19 protein-coding genes are annotated in these 17,749 nt (G+C 57.3%); 7 read left to right on the forward strand and 12 right to left on the reverse strand.

Features of this window, described 5'->3' with window-relative positions:
- Positions 1-15: 15 nt before the first annotated feature.
- The 3 genes from GS632_RS06780 to GS632_RS06790 form a co-directional block, all read right to left on the reverse strand.
- Entirely contained in the window at positions 16-234 is a 219-nt protein-coding gene (locus tag GS632_RS06780) for a hypothetical protein (RefSeq protein WP_171237785.1), read from the reverse strand.
- Positions 227-1,387: a phage portal protein gene (locus tag GS632_RS06785; protein WP_171237786.1), complete on the reverse strand. Its 1,161-nt coding sequence runs from the start codon at positions 1,385-1,387 to the stop codon at positions 227-229. Before GS632_RS06785 ends, GS632_RS06780 begins: the two co-directional genes overlap by 8 nt.
- A gap of 630 nt (positions 1,388-2,017) precedes the next feature.
- Positions 2,018-3,361, reverse strand: a complete 1,344-nt coding sequence (locus GS632_RS06790) for a DNA-packaging protein (RefSeq protein WP_253284440.1) — start codon at positions 3,359-3,361, stop codon at positions 2,018-2,020.
- Positions 3,362-4,232: 871 nt separating this feature from the next.
- Here GS632_RS06790 and GS632_RS06795 point away from each other — a divergent pair.
- Positions 4,233-5,498 carry a DEAD/DEAH box helicase gene (locus GS632_RS06795; RefSeq protein ID WP_171237787.1) on the forward strand — a complete coding sequence of 422 codons (1,266 nt, stop codon included), beginning with the start codon at positions 4,233-4,235 and terminating at the stop codon, positions 5,496-5,498.
- 85 nt (positions 5,499-5,583) lie between these two features.
- On the opposite strand, the gene mltG is transcribed toward GS632_RS06795, so the two are convergent.
- The 7 genes from mltG to fabD all read right to left on the reverse strand — a co-directional run bounded on the left by mltG (position 5,584) and on the right by fabD (position 11,907).
- Complete coding sequence (mltG, locus tag GS632_RS06800) at positions 5,584-6,741, reverse strand: endolytic transglycosylase MltG (RefSeq protein WP_171237788.1); 1,158 nt, start codon at positions 6,739-6,741, stop codon at positions 5,584-5,586.
- Positions 6,742-8,007, reverse strand: a complete 1,266-nt coding sequence (gene fabF / locus GS632_RS06805) for a beta-ketoacyl-ACP synthase II (protein WP_171237789.1) — start codon at positions 8,005-8,007, stop codon at positions 6,742-6,744.
- 194 nt (positions 8,008-8,201) lie between these two features.
- On the reverse strand, positions 8,202-8,945 hold the full coding sequence (locus GS632_RS06810) for a HisA/HisF-related TIM barrel protein (protein ID WP_171237790.1): 744 nt from the start codon (positions 8,943-8,945) through the stop codon (positions 8,202-8,204).
- A 123-nt stretch (positions 8,946-9,068) separates the two neighbouring features.
- Positions 9,069-9,608: a GNAT family N-acetyltransferase gene (locus GS632_RS06815; RefSeq protein WP_171179607.1), complete on the reverse strand. Its 540-nt coding sequence runs from the start codon at positions 9,606-9,608 to the stop codon at positions 9,069-9,071.
- A 138-nt stretch (positions 9,609-9,746) separates the two neighbouring features.
- A complete protein-coding gene (locus GS632_RS06820) occupies positions 9,747-9,980 on the reverse strand; it encodes an acyl carrier protein (RefSeq protein ID WP_050602116.1) in 234 nt (77 codons plus the stop codon).
- 208 nt (positions 9,981-10,188) lie between these two features.
- Positions 10,189-10,926: a 3-oxoacyl-[acyl-carrier-protein] reductase gene (gene fabG / locus GS632_RS06825; RefSeq protein ID WP_171234507.1), complete on the reverse strand. Its 738-nt coding sequence runs from the start codon at positions 10,924-10,926 to the stop codon at positions 10,189-10,191.
- Positions 10,927-10,968: 42 nt separating this feature from the next.
- Complete coding sequence (gene fabD / locus GS632_RS06830; RefSeq protein WP_171237791.1) at positions 10,969-11,907, reverse strand: ACP S-malonyltransferase; 939 nt, start codon at positions 11,905-11,907, stop codon at positions 10,969-10,971.
- A 174-nt stretch (positions 11,908-12,081) separates the two neighbouring features.
- Between fabD and GS632_RS06835 the strand changes: the two genes are divergently transcribed.
- Entirely contained in the window at positions 12,082-13,302 is a 1,221-nt protein-coding gene (locus GS632_RS06835; protein ID WP_171721490.1) for a cytochrome b/b6 domain-containing protein, read from the forward strand.
- A gap of 91 nt (positions 13,303-13,393) precedes the next feature.
- Here the strand turns inward: GS632_RS06835 and GS632_RS06840 are convergent, their stop codons facing one another.
- Together GS632_RS06840 and GS632_RS06845 are read right to left on the reverse strand one after the other, a co-directional pair.
- Positions 13,394-13,966 carry a YceI family protein gene (locus tag GS632_RS06840; RefSeq protein ID WP_171234510.1) on the reverse strand — a complete coding sequence of 191 codons (573 nt, stop codon included), beginning with the start codon at positions 13,964-13,966 and terminating at the stop codon, positions 13,394-13,396.
- A 125-nt stretch (positions 13,967-14,091) separates the two neighbouring features.
- Positions 14,092-14,610 carry a hypothetical protein gene (locus GS632_RS06845; RefSeq protein ID WP_171721491.1) on the reverse strand — a complete coding sequence of 173 codons (519 nt, stop codon included), beginning with the start codon at positions 14,608-14,610 and terminating at the stop codon, positions 14,092-14,094.
- Positions 14,611-14,893: 283 nt separating this feature from the next.
- On the opposite strand from GS632_RS06845, the gene rpsF reads away from it, so the two are divergent.
- The 5 genes from rpsF (at position 14,894) to GS632_RS06870 (ending at position 17,715) form a co-directional block, all read left to right on the forward strand.
- Positions 14,894-15,247: a 30S ribosomal protein S6 gene (rpsF, locus tag GS632_RS06850; RefSeq protein ID WP_171179594.1), complete on the forward strand. Its 354-nt coding sequence runs from the start codon at positions 14,894-14,896 to the stop codon at positions 15,245-15,247.
- 28 nt (positions 15,248-15,275) lie between these two features.
- Positions 15,276-15,503 carry a 30S ribosomal protein S18 gene (gene rpsR / locus GS632_RS06855; protein ID WP_005608650.1) on the forward strand — a complete coding sequence of 76 codons (228 nt, stop codon included), beginning with the start codon at positions 15,276-15,278 and terminating at the stop codon, positions 15,501-15,503.
- Positions 15,504-15,515: 12 nt separating this feature from the next.
- The gene (gene rplI / locus GS632_RS06860; protein WP_171721492.1) at positions 15,516-16,136 is read left to right on the forward strand and encodes a 50S ribosomal protein L9; all 621 of its coding nucleotides are present in this window, start codon (positions 15,516-15,518) and stop codon (positions 16,134-16,136) included.
- Positions 16,137-16,292: 156 nt separating this feature from the next.
- Positions 16,293-16,775 (forward strand): transglycosylase SLT domain-containing protein, encoded by a 483-nt coding sequence (locus tag GS632_RS06865; protein WP_371732260.1) that lies wholly within the window; start codon positions 16,293-16,295, stop codon positions 16,773-16,775.
- A 238-nt stretch (positions 16,776-17,013) separates the two neighbouring features.
- The gene (locus GS632_RS06870) at positions 17,014-17,715 is read left to right on the forward strand and encodes a LuxR family transcriptional regulator (RefSeq protein WP_171179589.1); all 702 of its coding nucleotides are present in this window, start codon (positions 17,014-17,016) and stop codon (positions 17,713-17,715) included.
- Positions 17,716-17,749 lie beyond the last annotated feature (34 nt).

The raw sequence follows: 17,749 nt of genomic DNA on the forward strand, positions 1-17,749 counted from the left end.
TGTAACAAACTGATCTTAAGGTGTTACCGCAAGGAATGACTGAAACGCCTGCGCCAAGATCACGGCGGCCACCCCGTAGACCGTCAGCCACAACCGACGCTCCAGCCGCTCCATCATTTCTTCAATCTGATCCAACCGCCGACAAAGATGCGCGTGCTGGATTTCGGCCACCCGCTCATGCGCGGCCAAACGCAGGCCCGGCGCGCATTCAAACGAGGGATACCCGTCAGTCATCAGCACGCTCCGGCAACCCCAACAACGCGCGTTTCTCGGCATCTGTCAGGAAATCAGCCCCGTTGACCCGCGCCCATTGCGCGTCACGCTCCACCGAAAGTGCAGGCACCTGATCCAAATCGGGTTTCAGCACCAGCTCTTCGCCGGTAAACCCCGCCAGCCACTCTGACACCGCCGCCGCCACCCGCGTCACTAGGGGCAGCACGGTCAGACGATAGAACGCCCGGTTGGCCTCCTGATAGTTCGAATAGGTCGCGTCGCCCTGGATCCCCAGCAACATCGGCGGGACCCCAAAGGCCAACGCGATCTCGCGGGCAGCGGCTTCCTTGGTCTTTTGAAACTCCATATCGGACGGAGAGAACCCCATCGGCTTCCAATCCAGCCCCCCTTCCAGAACCATCGGACGACCAGCATTGCGCGCCCCGCGATAGTTCTGCTCGATCTCATCCGACAAACGCCGGAACTGATCCTCGGCCATCACCCCATGGCCATCGCCCTTCCACACCAGCGCCCCCGAGGGCCGCGCCGCATTGTCTAACAGCGATTTCGACCACCGCGACGCGCTGTTATGCACATCAACCGCCATCGCCGCCGCCTGCATCGGCGAGAACCCATAATGATCATCCTGCGGATGGAACGACTTGATATGGCAGATACTTTCCGCAGCAAACCGGTGCTTCTTGCCACCCACCGCATAATCATACGCTTTGGGCCAGCCATCCGCCCCCGGAACAACGCTCATCCGGTCGGATCGCAACACATGCAGCTCAACCGGCAGGCTCTCATCGGCCTGCACCGCCTCAACGTAAGCATTGCCCGATAGCAGCAACTGTCCGAACAGCGCCTCCATCAACTCCGCCCGTCCCTGAGCCGCATTCGGACGGCGCATCAACGACAGGATCGGATGTGTCTCATACCGCTGCGCCTGATCCTGCAACACCAAGGGCAACGCCGCCGCCGCCTCGGCAATCAGCTTGACGGATCGAAACCCCACCGGGTTCCCCGAAAACCCCGTCCGCGTCAGCGATACCGCATCCCTGGGGCTCCACGCCACGCGCCCGCCCGTCTGCCACGCCACCACCGGGCCCGCCGCGCTCGCCTTCGCCTCGGGTGTCTCACCAGCCGATCCACGACGCAAGAAATCGAATACCATCTGTGCTCCTTTCTGCCGCCGCTCTGCCCGGCTTGTTGAAAGGATTTATGACGGAAAGAAGTTTAAGGCTTGGGAATGGTGCGTACGGGGGTGGGGCAACAGATAGTTGACTAGACACAAATGGATTTGGGGGCACCCAGGAAGCTCACCAAAAAACCAAATTACTCTTATCTTTCAATCTAGACGCAAAGAATCCGCTCGAATACTCCTGAATTTACAATGTAATAGTTTTTAGAATACAGTGAGGTTTTATGAATTTGACCAAAGCAATGGTACCAGTCTTGCTTTTTACAACGTCTGGGTGTTTCGGACCAAATCTGGACTACGACGCGGAGCCAACAACTTTCAATTATACCGAAGCGGGCACGTCAGGCTTAAATCCGGTCAGACCCTACCCCACACCGGAAGACGTTTGCCAAATCATAAGCGAAAATCGAGAAATCCGCGAACCAGTCAATGACGGATCTATTTTGATTGCTTGCCCAAAGCATGAACGCGGCGCTCTCAGCGACAGGCAAAGCGAAGGCGCGCAAGTGATAGCTCACGCGCGACACTGGACAATTCTATCTGTACCCGCTCGATAGAACCACGTTTCGCCAATTTATGGCATCTACTCTGGGCTGCGGAACGCTAGAGCGCCCGCACCCGAGGCCGCCGATAAGCCCCGGCAGGCCCCACCACAAGTTCATGCAGCGCCCAGACCAGCGCGTCGACCCGGTCGGGCGAGCCCTGCCCCTCGAACCCGCGCGCGGTCATCTGGCACATCTGCTCCTCCAGCGCGTCCAGACCGGCCACATGGCGCACCCGTCCCTGCTCGTACAACGCCGCCACAGGCTCGGCCCGCGCCGCCTTGCCGCGTGACGCCCGTACTGCGCGATAAGGGACCAGAGGGTCCACCTGCCGCACGACTTCCTCTACCAGTTGCCCACCCTGATTGACCTCGGCCACCAGCCGCTCGGCCCCAAACTCGTCCATCGCGTCAATCGCCGCCTGCGCCCAGCCCGCCGGACCAACGCCCTGCACCGTCCGGTCAGCCAGCACATAGGCGCGCCACTCCTCAGGCGTTCCCTGCACCTGAGCGCCAACAACCACGATCCCGCAGGCATCCGCGCCTGAACCGGATGTCACCGCCGGGTCCAGCGCCACCACCACACGGTCCAGCTCGGGCACCTGCGCACACCGCGCAGCATCCAGCATCGATCCCGTCCACAACGCACCCTCAGCATCCGACAACAACACCCCGTCCAATTCCTGCCGCCCCAGCCGCGTGCCCGCATATCGCGCGCGCACTTCCTGCAAGAACGACTCCGCCAGATTGGCACGGTTTGCCTCCGTCGGCGCATGGGTCTGCACCGTGGACGGCGAGGCCAACAAATCCTTCAAAACCTTCACATTGCGCGGCGTCGTGGTCACACAGACCCGAGGCCGCTCTCCCAACCGCAACGCAAATTGCAACATATCCCAGGTTTCCCCGGCTTTTTTCCACTTGGACAGCTCATCCACCCAGGCCGCATCAAACTGTGGTCCCCTCAACCCCTCCGGGTCATGCGCCGAAAACGCCTGCGCCTCGGCCCCGTTGGGCCAGATCAACTTGCGCTCCGATGCCTTCCACACAGGCCGCCGGTCCGGCGGCGAGCATTGCAAAATTCCACTGTCGCCAAAGATCATCACATCGCGCACCTGATCGAAGGTCTCGCCAACCAACGCCACGCGACTGGCCTCGCCACGATCCAACGGCTTGGCCCCCTCAACCATCGCCCGCACCCATTCAGACCCGGCGCGCGTCTTGCCCGCGCCGCGCCCGCCCATGATCACCCATGACCGCCAATCGCCCTCGGGCGGCAACTGATGCGGCAGCGCCCAGAACTCGAACAGGAAAGGGAGGGCACACAGCCCCCCCTCCCCGATCTCACTCAGAAATCTCTCCCGCACCGCAGCATCGGCGGAGGCGAGCCAACCTGCACCCGATTTCAAATCGAGCGCGCTCAAGGTCGAGCGCGTACCCCCCTTGGGCAATTCCGGCTTGTCTGTGATGTTGTTCGACAAAGCTTGTCTCCACTTTCTGACAACTTCGGATCAGCCCCTCTAACTGCCCGAGTTGCCTGGCTGAACCAGCAAGATCTGCATCCTCCCCGGCACCGATCTGTTTGCGCAGGTCTTCCGCCGCTTGCCGCAGATCGCGAATGGACCTCTCAAGCGACTGCAACAAATCAGCCGTCTGGGAAATCCGCTCTTCCGGGGTAATCAAAGTCATGTTTGCCTGTGACCTCATGCGTGAGTTTTCTCCGCACGAGAGAAACGAAAAACGGCCGCTGGGTTTCCCCGTGGCCGTTGCCCACTTCTTCTAGCATGACACAACTTATATGGATTTAAGTTCGCAATGTCAATTAGTTACGCAACACGAACGCAACAGGGAGCGTACGCAGAAGTAAGACTTTCAGCCCCCAGCATAGCTGCTTCGCGAATACTGCTCTCGTTGAAAAACCATCAAAACCACCCTCTTGCTTCAGGACGTCACTCAAAACCGGGCTAAGAAACGCGTTAAATTTGACACCCTCGCTGCCAACGCATGGCTCCATTTACAAATGCTAGCTTGACAATCCTTCCCTCAACCCCCATTTGCCGACAATCAAAGCGCTGCTGCGTGAGCTTGCGCGGACCTCTTCCGCCCTACAGCGCCCGATCCACATTACAGTTCCCCATCACGCAGGGTTCTTGACGCGACGACCGGATAGCGCAGGGTGCGCCTGCCCGTCCCGAGGTCTCGCACAACCCTGCTGGTCGCCACATGCGACCCGTCACGATCTGTCCGTGGGCGATAGCTCCGGACAAAAAGGATAATTTTTTGTTCGACTTCGACATGCTGGGCCTTGCCCCCACACTCAACAAAGCACTGAAAAGCGCCAATTTCACACAACCCACCCCGATCCAGAATCAAGCCATTCCGCTGGCGCTGAATGGGCACGATATCCTCGGACTGGCCCAAACTGGTACAGGCAAGACACTGGCCTTTGGCCTACCTCTGATCGACCACCTGCTGGCTCAGCCGGGAAAACCTGATCCAAAGACAGCCAAAGCGCTGATCCTTGCACCGACCCGCGAACTGGTGAACCAAATCGCCGACAGCCTGCGCGTCCTAACCAAAGGCTCCAAGCTGCGTGTGGCGACCGTTGTGGGCGGACAATCGATCAACAAGCAGATCATGTTCCTGTCCCGTGGCACTGATATTCTGGTCGCAACCCCCGGTCGCTTGATTGACCTAATGGACCGAGGCGCGGTTGACCTCGGCGCAGTCCGGCATCTCGTGCTGGACGAGGCAGACCAGATGCTTGATCTTGGCTTTATTCACGCATTGCGTCGCATTGCACCCGCTTTGGGAACGCCGCGTCAAACCATGCTGTTTTCCGCGACCATGCCCAAGCAAATGGAAGAACTCAGCCGAGCCTATCTGAATAACCCGCAACGGGTGCAGGTTTCGCCTCCGGGCAAGGCCGCCGATAAAATTACTCAGTCCGTGCATTTCGTCTCAAAACCCGAAAAACCAGCCAAACTGCGCGAGATTCTCTCACGAGACAGCAATGCCCTAACGCTGGTGTTTTCGCGCACTAAACACGGGGCCGAGCGGTTGATGAAGGGACTGGTGGCCGACGGCTACAACGCCGCTTCGATCCATGGCAACAAAAGCCAGGGGCAACGCGACCGCGCGATCAAGGCGTTTCGCGCAGGCGAGGTCAATGTCCTGGTGGCCACCGACGTCGCAGCCCGTGGTATCGATATCCCCGGTGTTGCCTATGTCATCAATTTCGACCTGCCCGAAGTGCCAGATAATTATGTCCACCGTATCGGCCGCACAGCCCGTGCCGGGCGCGAAGGTGAGGCTATTGCCTTCTGCTCTCCGGAAGAAGTCGATTTGTTGCTTCAGATTCAGAAGCTGATGAAGATCGAAATTCCAGTGGCAAGCGGCTCCATGCCCGAAAGGATAGAAACTCAAAAACCGGCGCGTCGCCAGAACAACCGCCGCCGGGGGTTCAAGCCCAAACCGGCAAATGGTGCTGGCAAACCTTCAGGGTCAAAAGGTCGACGTCCCCGCCGCAGGCGTCCTGCTGCGTAGCGCCCACACCGAATTCAAAATGAAACGCCGACGTCAGACAACCCTCTGACGTCGGCGTTTCTTTTGAAAGCGTTTAAGGTTCGGATTAATTCCCCGAGTTCCGCTCGGCTTCAATCTCGCGCCACTTGGCTACGTTACGATTGTGCTCCTGCAACGTCTCTGCAAACGCATGACCACCGGTACCATCGGCCACAAAGAACACAAAGCTGGTGTCATCCGGCGCAACAGCAGCCTCAAGACTTGCCAAACCTGGGTTCGCAATCGGGGTCGGCGGCAACCCATCGATTTGATACGTGTTCCAGGGCGTTGGGCGATTCAACTCGCTGCGACGCAAACCGCGACCCAAAGTGCCCTGACCCTTGGTCACGCCGTAGATGACCGTCGGGTCCGTCTGCAACCGCATCCCTTGATTCAGGCGGTTCACGAACACGCTGGCTACTTGACCACGCTCTTCGGGAACTCCGGTTTCCTTTTCGATGATCGAAGCAAGGATCAGCATCTCTTCGGGGCTTTCCAGCGGCAAGCCATCCTGACGGTTTTCCCAGGCCGCATTGATCCGAAGCTGCTGTTTATCTTGCATGGCTTGCAGGACATCATTGCGGTCCTGACCGGCCACAATGTCATAGCTGTCTGGGGCCAACATCCCCTCGGCCGGAATCTCAGTCACTTCTCCGGCCAGCGCCTCGAAGGACTTCAACGCCTCAACCACCTGCCACGAGGTCACGCCTTCGGCCAACGACACACGATACCTGGTATCGGCCTCGTTGCGTTTTTCGGTATAGGTTTCTGGCGCCTCTTCCTCCAACGCATCGAAAGACGCGATTTCATCAAACTCCAACGTCGCGGGGTTCAGCTCGCGCACCCGTGTCTGGGCACGGTTCACGCCGATGCGGTATTCGATCTCGGATCCGCAGGTGCTGGCACCGCTGCTGGTAATCTCAGCGATGATCTGCTCCATCGACGCGCCTTCGCGCACCAGAAAGCTACCGGCTTTCAGCTGCTGCGCGCGGTCGGTGTAGTCCGCTGCCATCCGGAACAGCGTCGCATTGCTAATCGCGCCTTGCTCTTGCAGTTCCTGACTGACACGCGTCATGTTCGATCCGCTTCTGACTTGTAGGCAGATCGCGGTTTCCAGCGGGCCTTCCGCTTTGTATTGAGATTGCCCCCAAAGGATCAGTCCGCCCATCAGGAACAAGCCGACCACCAACATGGTCAGAGCATTCGAAGCAATGGCCCGCCACATTTAGCTGACCTTTCCAAAGATCACGCTGGCATTGGTACCGCCAAACCCGAACGAGTTTGACAGAGCCACGTTGATCTCACGCTCGCGCTTGGCATTCGGTGCCAGATCAATCGGTGTTTCGACCGCCGGGTTGTCCAAGTTGATCGTCGGCGGCGCAACCTGATCACGGATTGCCAGAATCGAGAAAATTGCCTCAATCGCGCCCGCAGCCCCCAGCAAGTGCCCAGTGGCTGACTTTGTCGATGTCATTGTGGCGTTTGACGCATGATCGCCCAGCAGGCGTTCCACAGCACCCAACTCAATCGTATCCGCCATGGTCGAGGTGCCATGCGCGTTGATATAGTCCAGATCTTTCGGCTCCAGCCCGGCACTGCGCAGCGCGGCCTTCATCGAACGTTCGGCCCCATCGCCATCCTCTGACGGCGCGGTGATGTGATACGCATCACCCGACATGCCATAACCCAGAACTTCGGCATAAATCTTGGCTCCACGTGCTTTTGCGTGTTCGTAGTCTTCCAACACCACGATGCCCGCACCCTCGCCCATGACGAACCCGTCGCGGTCGACGTCATAGGGACGGCTGGCTTTCTTCGGGTCGTCTGCATATTTCGTCGACAGCGCCTTACAGGCATTGAAACCTGCAATCCCGATCTCGCAGATGCAGCCTTCGCCGCCACCTGCAACCATGACGTCCGCATCACCCGCGCGGATAATACGGCTGGCATCGCCAATCGCATGGGCACCAGTCGAACATGCGGTCACAACAGAGTGGTTCGGCCCTTTGAAACCGTGGCGGATCGACACCTGACCCGAGGCCAGATTGATCAGAGCACCCGGAATAAAGAACGGTGACACCCGTCGCGGACCCTTGTCGCGGATCAGATTAGCGGTGTTGGCAATCGAGCCCAACCCGCCGATACCCGAACCAATCAGAACACCTGTTCGCAGACGGTCTTCCTCATCCTCCGGCAACCAGTTGGCGTCCTTGCAGGCCATTTCCGCGGCCGCAATCGAATACAGGATGAAGTCTTCGATCTTGCGCTGTTCTTTCGGCGGCATCCAATCGTCAGGATTGAACGTTCCGTTGGTACCATCCCCGCGCGGCACCTCGCAGGCATAGGTCGTCGTGACCCCGCTTGCCTCAGCGTCGAAATGCGTGATGGGGCCTGCGCCGGATTCCCCGTCCAGCAACCGCGACCATGTTTCCTCGACCCCGCTGGCCAAAGGAGTGACCAATCCAAGACCGGTTACAACGACTCTGCGCATGAAGTGCCTCTTGCCTGCTTCCTGTTATGAGAACCGCTCATACCCCGGCCCGGGGTCCGGGGGCAAGAGCAAGGGCGATTTCCGAACCGGCATCCAGCCGCCGATCACCCAGAGAAACGCGTATTTTAAGGAAAACACAGTACCCGCCCTTTCACGCGCGCAGCAGAAAGGGCGGGATGGTTTGTTTATTCGGCTTATTGGAACTGCGCCACTGGCTCATGTGCGGCCTTAGCCATCTCCAGAGCATCTGATAATTCCAGCGACTTGCGGAACAGCGCCCGCCCGACAATTGCGCCCGAAATGTTCGGGATATAGGCCAGACGGGATATATCGTCCGCCGTGCGCACGACTCCGCTTGCAATCACCGGGGTCCGGGAATGCCCGGCGATCCCGGAAATCAAACCAAGCTGCGCGTCTACATCTTCCATGTCGCTATCGATATCCGTGACGACAATCGCTGCAAACGGAACGCCCTCAAACGCGTCAATAAATGCCTCGGGTGTAAAGGCGCTCTGGTTACGCCAGCCATCCGTCATGACAAATCCCTGCCAGACGTCGACAGACAGCACGATCTGATCCGGATAGAGCTTGGCCAGTTCTTTGACCAGATTCGGCTCCAGCGCGGCCAACGTGCCGATAACGACACGCCCCACCCCTTTGTCGATCCAGTATTCGACCTGTTCACGTGTGCGCATACCGCCGGCCAGTTGCACGGGAATCTCTGCTCCTCGAATGATTTCCTCAATCAGCTGGGCGTTGGTGTCCTTGCCTTCAATCGCGTCGAAATCAGTCAGATGCATCCATTCGGCACCTGCCTCGGCCCAGCCCCGCGCGGTTTCAACCGGATTCACATGCCAGATCATCGCGTTATCCAGACGGCCTTTATCCAGCGTGACACACCGGCCGTTCTGCAGTTCCATCGTGGGGTAAATCCTCATGAGCTTGCTCCTCCGCTCAATCGCTCTGAAAATCCCCGGCAGCATAGATCACACATTCCAAACCCGATTTACCGGGATCGGCACAGTTTGGCCATTTTGCGGCATATAGGCGAACTGGCGGAATTACGCGCGGGCGGGTGGTCCGTTGCGCCGCAACAAATGCACCGGGGTTTCATTATATACCCCTTCACGGATCAGAACATAGCCCAGCTTTTTCGCGAGCTTCTGCGAAGACGTATTCGACGCGTTCACCATTGCAACCAAAGGTCCGGGAATCACCCGATCAAACCAATCATGGGCGGCCTTGGCCGCTTCATATCCCAACCCTTGGCCCTGAGCTTCGGGGGCTAGGATCCAACCGGCTTCGGGGAAACCGTCAAAATCCTCCCCCATACGTCGGTTGCCGTAGAAGAACCCTGCCTGCCCTATCAGCGTACGCGTTGACTGCTGCATTACGCCCCACTGGCCGAATCCGGCCATTTGCCAATGCCCAGCATTTCGCAGAAACGAATCCCACGCTTCGCCACGTGACCGTGGCGTCCCGCCAATATTCTGAACGACGCAAGGGTCACGCCAGATTTCGGCGAACCGCTCAAAATCCTCGGGGCGCATGGCGCAAAGCGTCAAACGCGCGGTATTTATCATTGGAGTGGATCTTATCATGCCCTGTCCACTTTGAGTTTTGCCTCAATGGAAACAGTGCGCAGTGGAAAATGACCACGCAAGACCGAAATTTGATCGGGCACAAAAAAACGGCGCCTCCGTTGCTCGGAAGCGCCGCTTTTGATCAGATAGAAACGCTTAGGACGCTTCGCTGATGAACTTAACCGCGTCGCCGAATGTTTGAATGGTTTCGGCTGCGTCATCGGGGATCTCGATGCCGAACTCTTCTTCGAAGGCCATAACCAGCTCAACAGTGTCCAGGCTGTCTGCGCCCAGATCGTCGATGAAGGACGCGTTTTCAACGACCTTATCTTCTTCAACACCCAGGTGCTCAACAACGATCTTCTTAACGCGATCTGCGACGTCGCTCATATCTATTCCTCATTCCTTTACAGGGCGGTCTGCCCGATTCTGCCCTTGCCCGCACGGGTTGGCTTTGATTTGCCCGTTTCGGGCGGTTTGGGTCCCGGGAAACCGGGAAAGTAGAAGGCCGACCTGAAAGACCGGCCCCGCATAGATGCGCCGCCTATAGCATAGTCGACGCAAGAGGCAAACGCTTTCGCGCTCGCCCCTGATGCGATCACAACATGACCATACCGCCGTTCACATGCAAGGTGCTTCCGGTGACATAGCCTGCTTCGGGGCTTGCGAGGTACAGAACCGCCGCAGCAATTTCTCTGGGATCGCCCATGCGGCCCGCCGGAACCTTGGTCAACAAACCCTTTTTCTGATCCTCGCTCAGCTTTTCTGTCATTGCCGTTGTGATGAAACCCGGCGCCACGGCATTTACGGTGATACCGCGCGTTGCAACTTCATGGGCCAAGGCCTTGGAAAAACCAATCATTCCGGCCTTTGAAGCGGCGTAGTTAGTTTGCCCCGGATTACCGATAGCCGCCACGATGGACGAGACATTCACGATGCGCCCCCATCGGGCCTTCATCATGCCCCGGATCACGCCTTTACACAGTTTCATGGTCGAGGTCATGTTCACGTCAATGACGCTCTGCCATTCCTCGTCTGACATACGCATAAACAGATTGTCGCGCGTTATACCGGCGTTGTTGACCAGAATGTCGACCGATCCCATCACCTCGGCCGCTTGCTTCGGCAGCGCCTCCACAGCTTCGGGATCACTCAGATTACAAGGCAGTACATGTGCACGCTCGCCAAGCTCATCAGCAAGGGCTTGCAGCGGTTCGACCCGTGTACCGGACAACCCAACCGTTGCACCCGCGCCGTGCAGTGCACGTGCAATGTCGCCACCGATGCCCCCTGACGCACCAGTGATCAGTGCGTTTTTACCTGTCAAATCAAACATACAGTTTCCCTCTTGGTGCGTCGGCAAAGACGCGCATTCAGCTTACGATTCGGCCTGAAGGGCCTTATGAACATCTTCCGGCGCACCCACAGCTTTGCCGGCGATGGCACGGTCGATTTTACGGATCATTCCAGAGAGTGCTTTACCGGCGCCAATCTCCCATGTCTCAGTCACACCCTGCGCAGCCATGTACTGCACGCTTTCGCGCCAGCGCACCGAGCCCGTCACTTGTTCGACAAGCAACTGACGGATCAAATCAGGGTCACTGACCGCCTCAGCGCGTACATTGGCGACCAACGGCACTGCAGGTGCCTTAATTTCGACTGCAGCAAGGGCTTCCGCCATTACATCTGCAGCAGGTTGCATCAGCGCACAGTGAAATGGAGCACTTACAGGCAACATAACTGCACGTTTAGCCCCTTTTTCTTTGGCGATCTCAGCTGCACGCTCAACGGCGGCTTTTGAACCGGACACAACAACCTGGGTTGGGTCGTTGTCATTGGCCGCCTGACATACCTCGCCCTGCGCGGCCTCTTCGGCAACGGCGCGAACCGCTTCAAGGTCCAACCCGAGAACAGCGGCCATGGCTCCCTCGCCTACGGGCACGGCGCTTTGCATGGCTTGCCCGCGCGTGCGCAACAGGCGCGCGGTGTCGGCAACCGACAACGCTCCAGCAGCGGCCAAAGCGGAATATTCACCAAGCGAGTGCCCCGCCACAAAAGCGGTCTTGCTGATTGAAACACCCTCGGCCTCCAAGGCACGCATTGCGGCCATTGACGTTGCCATTAACGCGGGTTGCGCATTCTGTGTCAGCGTCAACTCAGCGATATCGCCATCCCAGATCAGGCTGCTCAGTTTCTCACCCAGAGCGTCGTCCACCTCATCAAAGATGGCTTGCGCCGCCGGGTAAGCCTCGGCCAGCGCTTTGCCCATACCGATTGTCTGGGCGCCCTGCCCCGGAAAAACGAACGCGAGTGTCATTGCAACCTCATGCATGCTGTTAGGTTGCGGCGGGGTGTAAACTGACTGCTCGTCTGGCACAAGCGCTGCCTGCGTTCTGCATTCTGGCACTGTTGCTGTGCGCCCGCGCTTACTTGTGTCTCATTCTGTCAGCTTTACGTTGGACAAGATCAAGAATCTCGGAGTCCACGACCCATGGCCGCGACCAATTCCTTTTCCAGCTACGGAAGCGTTGCAAAGACGTTTCACTGGCTCACAGCCCTGCTGATCCTGACGGCCTTGCCGCTCGGCTGGGTCGCAGACAACCTTGCATATGCGGTTCTTCACGCAGACACCGCACCAACCGAAGCCGAGATCGCCCGCGCAGCGCGCGTCTTTTCGCTGCACAAAACAGTCGGGATCGCAGTGTTCTTCGTCGCATTGGCGCGTATCCTGTGGGCCCTCACCCAAACAAAGCCCGGCCTTTTGAATGTCGAAAACAAGCCCGAGGCCTTCGCCGCAGAGACCGTTCACTGGCTTCTTTATGGATCCTTGGTTCTTGTTCCTCTCAGCGGGTGGGTTCACCACGCCGCAACAGAAGGCTTTGCTCCGATCCTATGGCCTTTTGGGCAAAACTTGCCCTTTGTTCCCAAGTCCGACGTACTGGCCGAGGTTACAGGCGTGCTTCATTGGCTGTTCATGTGGGTTTTGGTCGGTTCTCTGATTCTGCACATCGCTGGCGCGTTGAAACACCATGTCGTCGATAAAGACAGCACGTTGCGCAGAATGCTGCCAGGACGTTCGGATGCGCCTGAACCCCCGCGACAACACCATTCTCTCGTTCCCGCAGTTGCCGCTTTGGCGGTCTGGGCTATGGTTTTGACGGGCGGTTGGGTCACGGGTGAATTCGCTCGGGAAGCTGGAGACGCCGACATCGAACTGGCCGAGGTACAATCGGACTGGCAAGTTCAGACAGGCACTCTGTCGATTACGATCTCGCAACTGGGCAGCCCCGTCACCGGTTCCTTTACAGACTGGACGGCGGCCATCACATTCGACGACCCGGCGCAAGTCGGACCTGCGGGATCAGTGGACGTCACCATTGCCATTGGCTCGCTCAATCTTGGTACAGTTACCGAGCAGGCCATGGGTGCCGATTTCTTCAATACGGCGCAATTCCCCACTGCTCAATTCACTGCTGACCTCTTCAGGACCGAAACCGGGTTTGAAGCTCGCGGCCCCCTGACAATTCGCGACAAAACGATTGATATCGTGCTGCCCTTCTCGCTGGATGTTGAGGGTGAAACAGCCGTAATGTCTGGCTCGGTTGATTTGAACCGCTTGGAATTTGATGTCGGCACGTCACAGCCCACCGAGGAATCCCTGGGTTTTGCCGTCTCTGTTTCCGTCGACCTTACAGCTACCCGCGCGGAATGATCCTAGGGCTATCCACGCGGAATAAGGACGGTTCAACAAAAAACCGCCGGTGAAATGCTCACCGGCGGCTTCGTCTTTAGCAATGTGGGCTTTAGTCGGCCTTTTGGGCCTCTATCGAGATTTGAACCTGAACTTCGTCACCGACAAACGGTGCAAACTGACCCAGATCGAAATCGCTGCGAACCAAAGTTGTCGTTGCGTTGAAGCCGGCCCAAGGCTTGTTGGCCATCGGGTGGCTGTCCGCTTTGTTCAGCTTGGCGTCCAGAACAACGGATTTGGTGACGCCATTCATGGTCAAATCGCCGGTGATGTTGGCGGTGTCGTCGCCCGTCACCTCGATACCGGTCGAAGTGAAAGTGATCAGATCGCCCTCGGCAGCGCCGAAGAAATCCTCGGTCATAAAGTGATCTTCGCGCGGCTTCCAGCCGGTGAACATCTCCATGACTGGCATCGAAACGCTGACGCTGGACGCCGCAGGGTTTTCCTGATCAAACATGATCTCGCCCTCAAAGCCCGAGAACATGCCATAGGTGGTCGAAAACCCAAGGTGGTCATAGCTGAAAAGAACCTGGCTGTGGCTGGGGTCCAGCACGTATTTCTCAGCGCTGGCAAACGAAGCAGTCGCCGAAACGGCCAAAGCAGCAGCAAGAAGGGTGGATTTCATAACAATCTCCGCGTTTTTGTGAATGCAAGCCGATGGGGTTGCTCAAAAACAAGATGTGCCGCCCTAGGGCGGCACACAACCTCTGTTGGCTAACAATTTCTGTTCCTTTTTGAACAGAATAAATATCAGCCGAAAATTGTTACGCTTTTGTTCAGCTGTCCTTTCAGGGCTCGGCTGACATCCGCCGATTCAAGCGGCAGCTTCATCAACAAGCTTCCGTCCACGTCAAACAGATGAACTTCATTCTCTTCAAAACGCGCACCACCCAAAGAGTCATAGCTGCGGCGCAAAACAGTCTGCGGACGCCCGTCCTCGTTCTTCTGCAGCACTCGTACTTCGCGGCGAATTGGGTCGAAATAGGCATCAGGACGAGGATCAAGAACCTCGATTGTCAGCAGGCTGACACCAACGATCAAAAACAGCATCGAAGCGGCCATCTTGATGGGCCAGACTTCAGCCCCAATGACGGACCCCGGCATCAGCCACATGGAAAACGCCGATACGATCAGAAAAGCGCCAACCATCCGCGCCAGGATCAAACGCGCCTTCCAATTCGGCGCGAAAGTGATCAGTACCGGGACCGAGTGCTCAAAACGCGATCCCGCCGCATCTTCCCGGTATGTGTTTGTGTTCATCGCGGTCATAACATTTCACCTTTTGTCAGGTTACTGTCGAATAAAAATTGGCTCCGGGTATCGTCCGGTATGCAAAACAACTTTGAGCCGAAAAGCGTCAGCAATTGGGCACCCCAAAGGAAATTGGGCGGCGTCTCAAAGGCATATGTGGCAGGGCTTGCCCCGCCCGCTCAAACGTGTATACGGGGCCATCCTTCGCAGTCATATGAATCGCGCAGCCTCTCGTGGCAGGGTCGCGAAGGACCAGATGGCCCCGCCTATGAAATGCGCCTTGATATAAACAGGAGTGCACATGCCACTGTATGAGCATGTAATGATCGCGCGTCAGGACCTGTCCAACGCGCAGGCGGAAAGCCTCGTCGAACACTTTGGCACCGTACTGGCCGACAATGGCGGCAGCCTCGTCGACAGCGAGTACTGGGGCGTCAAGACGATGGCCTACAAGATCAACAAAAACCGCAAAGGCCACTATGCCTTCCTGAAGACCGATGCCCCCTCGGGTGCGGTTCAGGAAATGGAACGCCTGATGCGCCTGCATGACGATGTCATGCGTGTTCTGACCATCAAGGTCGACGGCCACGAAGACGGCCCGTCGATTCAGATGCAGAAGCGTGACGAACGTGGCGACCGCCGCGAGCGTCGTTGATCACCGCCTGAGGAAAGGACACTAAACCATGGCCGCAAAACCATTTTTCCGCCGTCGTAAGGTCTGCCCGTTCTCGGGTGAGAACGCGCCGAAAATCGACTACAAGGACACCCGTCTGCTGCAGCGCTACATCTCTGAGCGTGGCAAGATTGTTCCTTCGCGCATCACCGCCGTTTCGGCGAAAAAGCAGCGTGAACTGGCCCGTGCTATCAAACGCGCCCGCTTCCTCGCCCTGCTGCCCTACGCCGTGAAGTAAGGAGACACTGACATGCAAGTTATCCTGCTGGAACGCGTTGCGAAACTGGGTCAGATGGGCGACGTCGTTGACGTCAAGCCCGGCTATGCCCGCAACTTCCTGCTGCCCCAAGGCAAAGCGCTGAGCGCGTCCGAAGCGAACATCGCCTCGTTCGAAGCCCAGAAAGCGCAGCTGGAAGCCCGCAACCTGGAAACCAAGAAAGAAGCTGAAGCACTGGCTGAAAAGCTGGACGGTCAGCAGTTCATCGTGATTCGCTCGGCATCCGATGCTGGCGCTCTGTACGGCTCTGTCACCCCGCGTGACGCGGCAGACGCTGCGACTGAGGCCGGTTTCACCGTCGACAAGAAACAGGTCGTCCTGCTTGCTCCGATCAAGGAACTGGGTCTGCACACCGTTGGTGTTCGTCTCCACCCCGAGGTCGAAGTCGCGATCAAGATGAACGTTGCTCGTTCGGAAGAAGAAGCTGAACTTCAGGCATCGGGTAAATCGATCCAGGAACTGGCTGCTGAAGAAGAAGCCGCTGCTGAATTCGAAATCGCCGAACTGTTCGACGACATCGGCTCGGCTGCGTCAGATGATGATGACCTGGTTGCCGAAGTCCCTCCTGCTGAGGAAGACGAAGCGAAAGCCTGATCAGGTTTCGAACCTACCAATCCAAAGGCCGCGCAATTTGTGCGGCCTTTTTTGGGCGCCGCAGTCACACCAGCAAATTTCGGCCCAAATTGATCGCTAGTGTTGCGACCGGACAAACGTTCCATATCATAGCGCCCTATTGACCGGAGATTCATGATGCCTGTTTACCCTCGCCGCAGCATTCTTGCTCTTTTGTTCGCAACGCCACTGCTTGCCTGTGGTGGCGGAGAAGTCTCCAAAGCGGACACGTCCCTATACAACCCACCGCTATATCCAAACGAAACCCCTGAACTCAGAGCGTCGATCAACAAATGGGCAGACCATTACGAGCTGCCCCGTGAGCTTGTGCATAAACTGGCCATCCGCGAAAGCACACACCGCCCATGGGCAGTGAACCGCCCATATTATGGGCTATTGCAGATCCTCCCAGCCACAGCACGGTCCATGGGATACAAAGGCAATGCCGAAGGATTGCTGGACGCGGATACCAACCTAGAATTCGCAGGCAAATACCTGCGCGGGGCATGGTTGCTGTCTGATGGAGACCAGCAACGCGCGATCTTTCTGTATGCCAAAGGGTATTGGCCCGAGGCCAAAGCCCGCGGATTGCTGGTAGAAACTGGATTGAAATCGCAGTAGCAGTCTGCACAATCTAGCGATTAACTATGGACATTCGACGCGAATTCACGTCAAATCCCCCGCAATATCACCATATTCAGCCGCATTCGAGGTTTAATGTTGCGCAAAACACGCACCAAACTGCGAGATATGAACACTTCCCTTGCGCTTTGCGCATCGGTTGACGCAACGTAGCGTTGAATACGGACAAACTTGGCACTTCTTGAGGGATGGGAAGGGCTAAACAAAGGTTGGACAGGTGAAACTGATAGACTTGGCCGCGCTTGACCACGAGGAAAAGTCGACCGCAGACGTTATAAATTCTGTCTGCGAGGAGCTTGGATTCGACTACGCGTCCTATGCCACGATGAACCCTGTCAAAGGGGATGTGCAAGGATATGCAAACTATCCTGACGAGTGGAAGATTCATTATGGCAGCCACGGGTATCACCATTTCGATCCCACAATCTATCAATCCGTTCTAAGCATCGCCCCGGTCGATTGGAGCCGCTTTAATCAGGACGAAAACTTCAACGCTGTTTTTCGCGACGCGCATGACTTTGGCATTACCCCACGCGGGTTGACTGTCCCTGTTCGTGGTCCTTATGGCGAGTGCGGGATTCTCAGCGTGACACGCGATTGTTCAGACGGTGAGTGGGAAAAGCTGAAAAAGCATGTTATGGGCGATCTGCAAATGGCGGCTGTGCATGCTCATGACATGGTTATGCAGTCTGGCGTTCTGGCCAAAGCGCTTTACCTCCCTGCCCTGTCCACGCGCGAAAAAGAGATTTTGCAATGGGTTGCCGAAGGCAAATCCCAACAAGATGTCGGCGATATTTTGTCTATCTCGCACCGAACGGTTGAGGTTCACATGCGGTCGGGTCGGGAAAAACTGGGCGCGCTGACCACTCCCCAAGCCATCGGACGGGCAATAGGTCTGGGCTTAATAGCACCGGGTTAAGTAAAAAATCGCAAAAATACGGGAAATCCCCAAT

It is taken from the genome of Ruegeria sp. HKCCD7296, from assembly GCF_013110775.1.
In the GTDB taxonomy this organism is placed as follows: domain Bacteria; phylum Pseudomonadota; class Alphaproteobacteria; order Rhodobacterales; family Rhodobacteraceae; genus Ruegeria.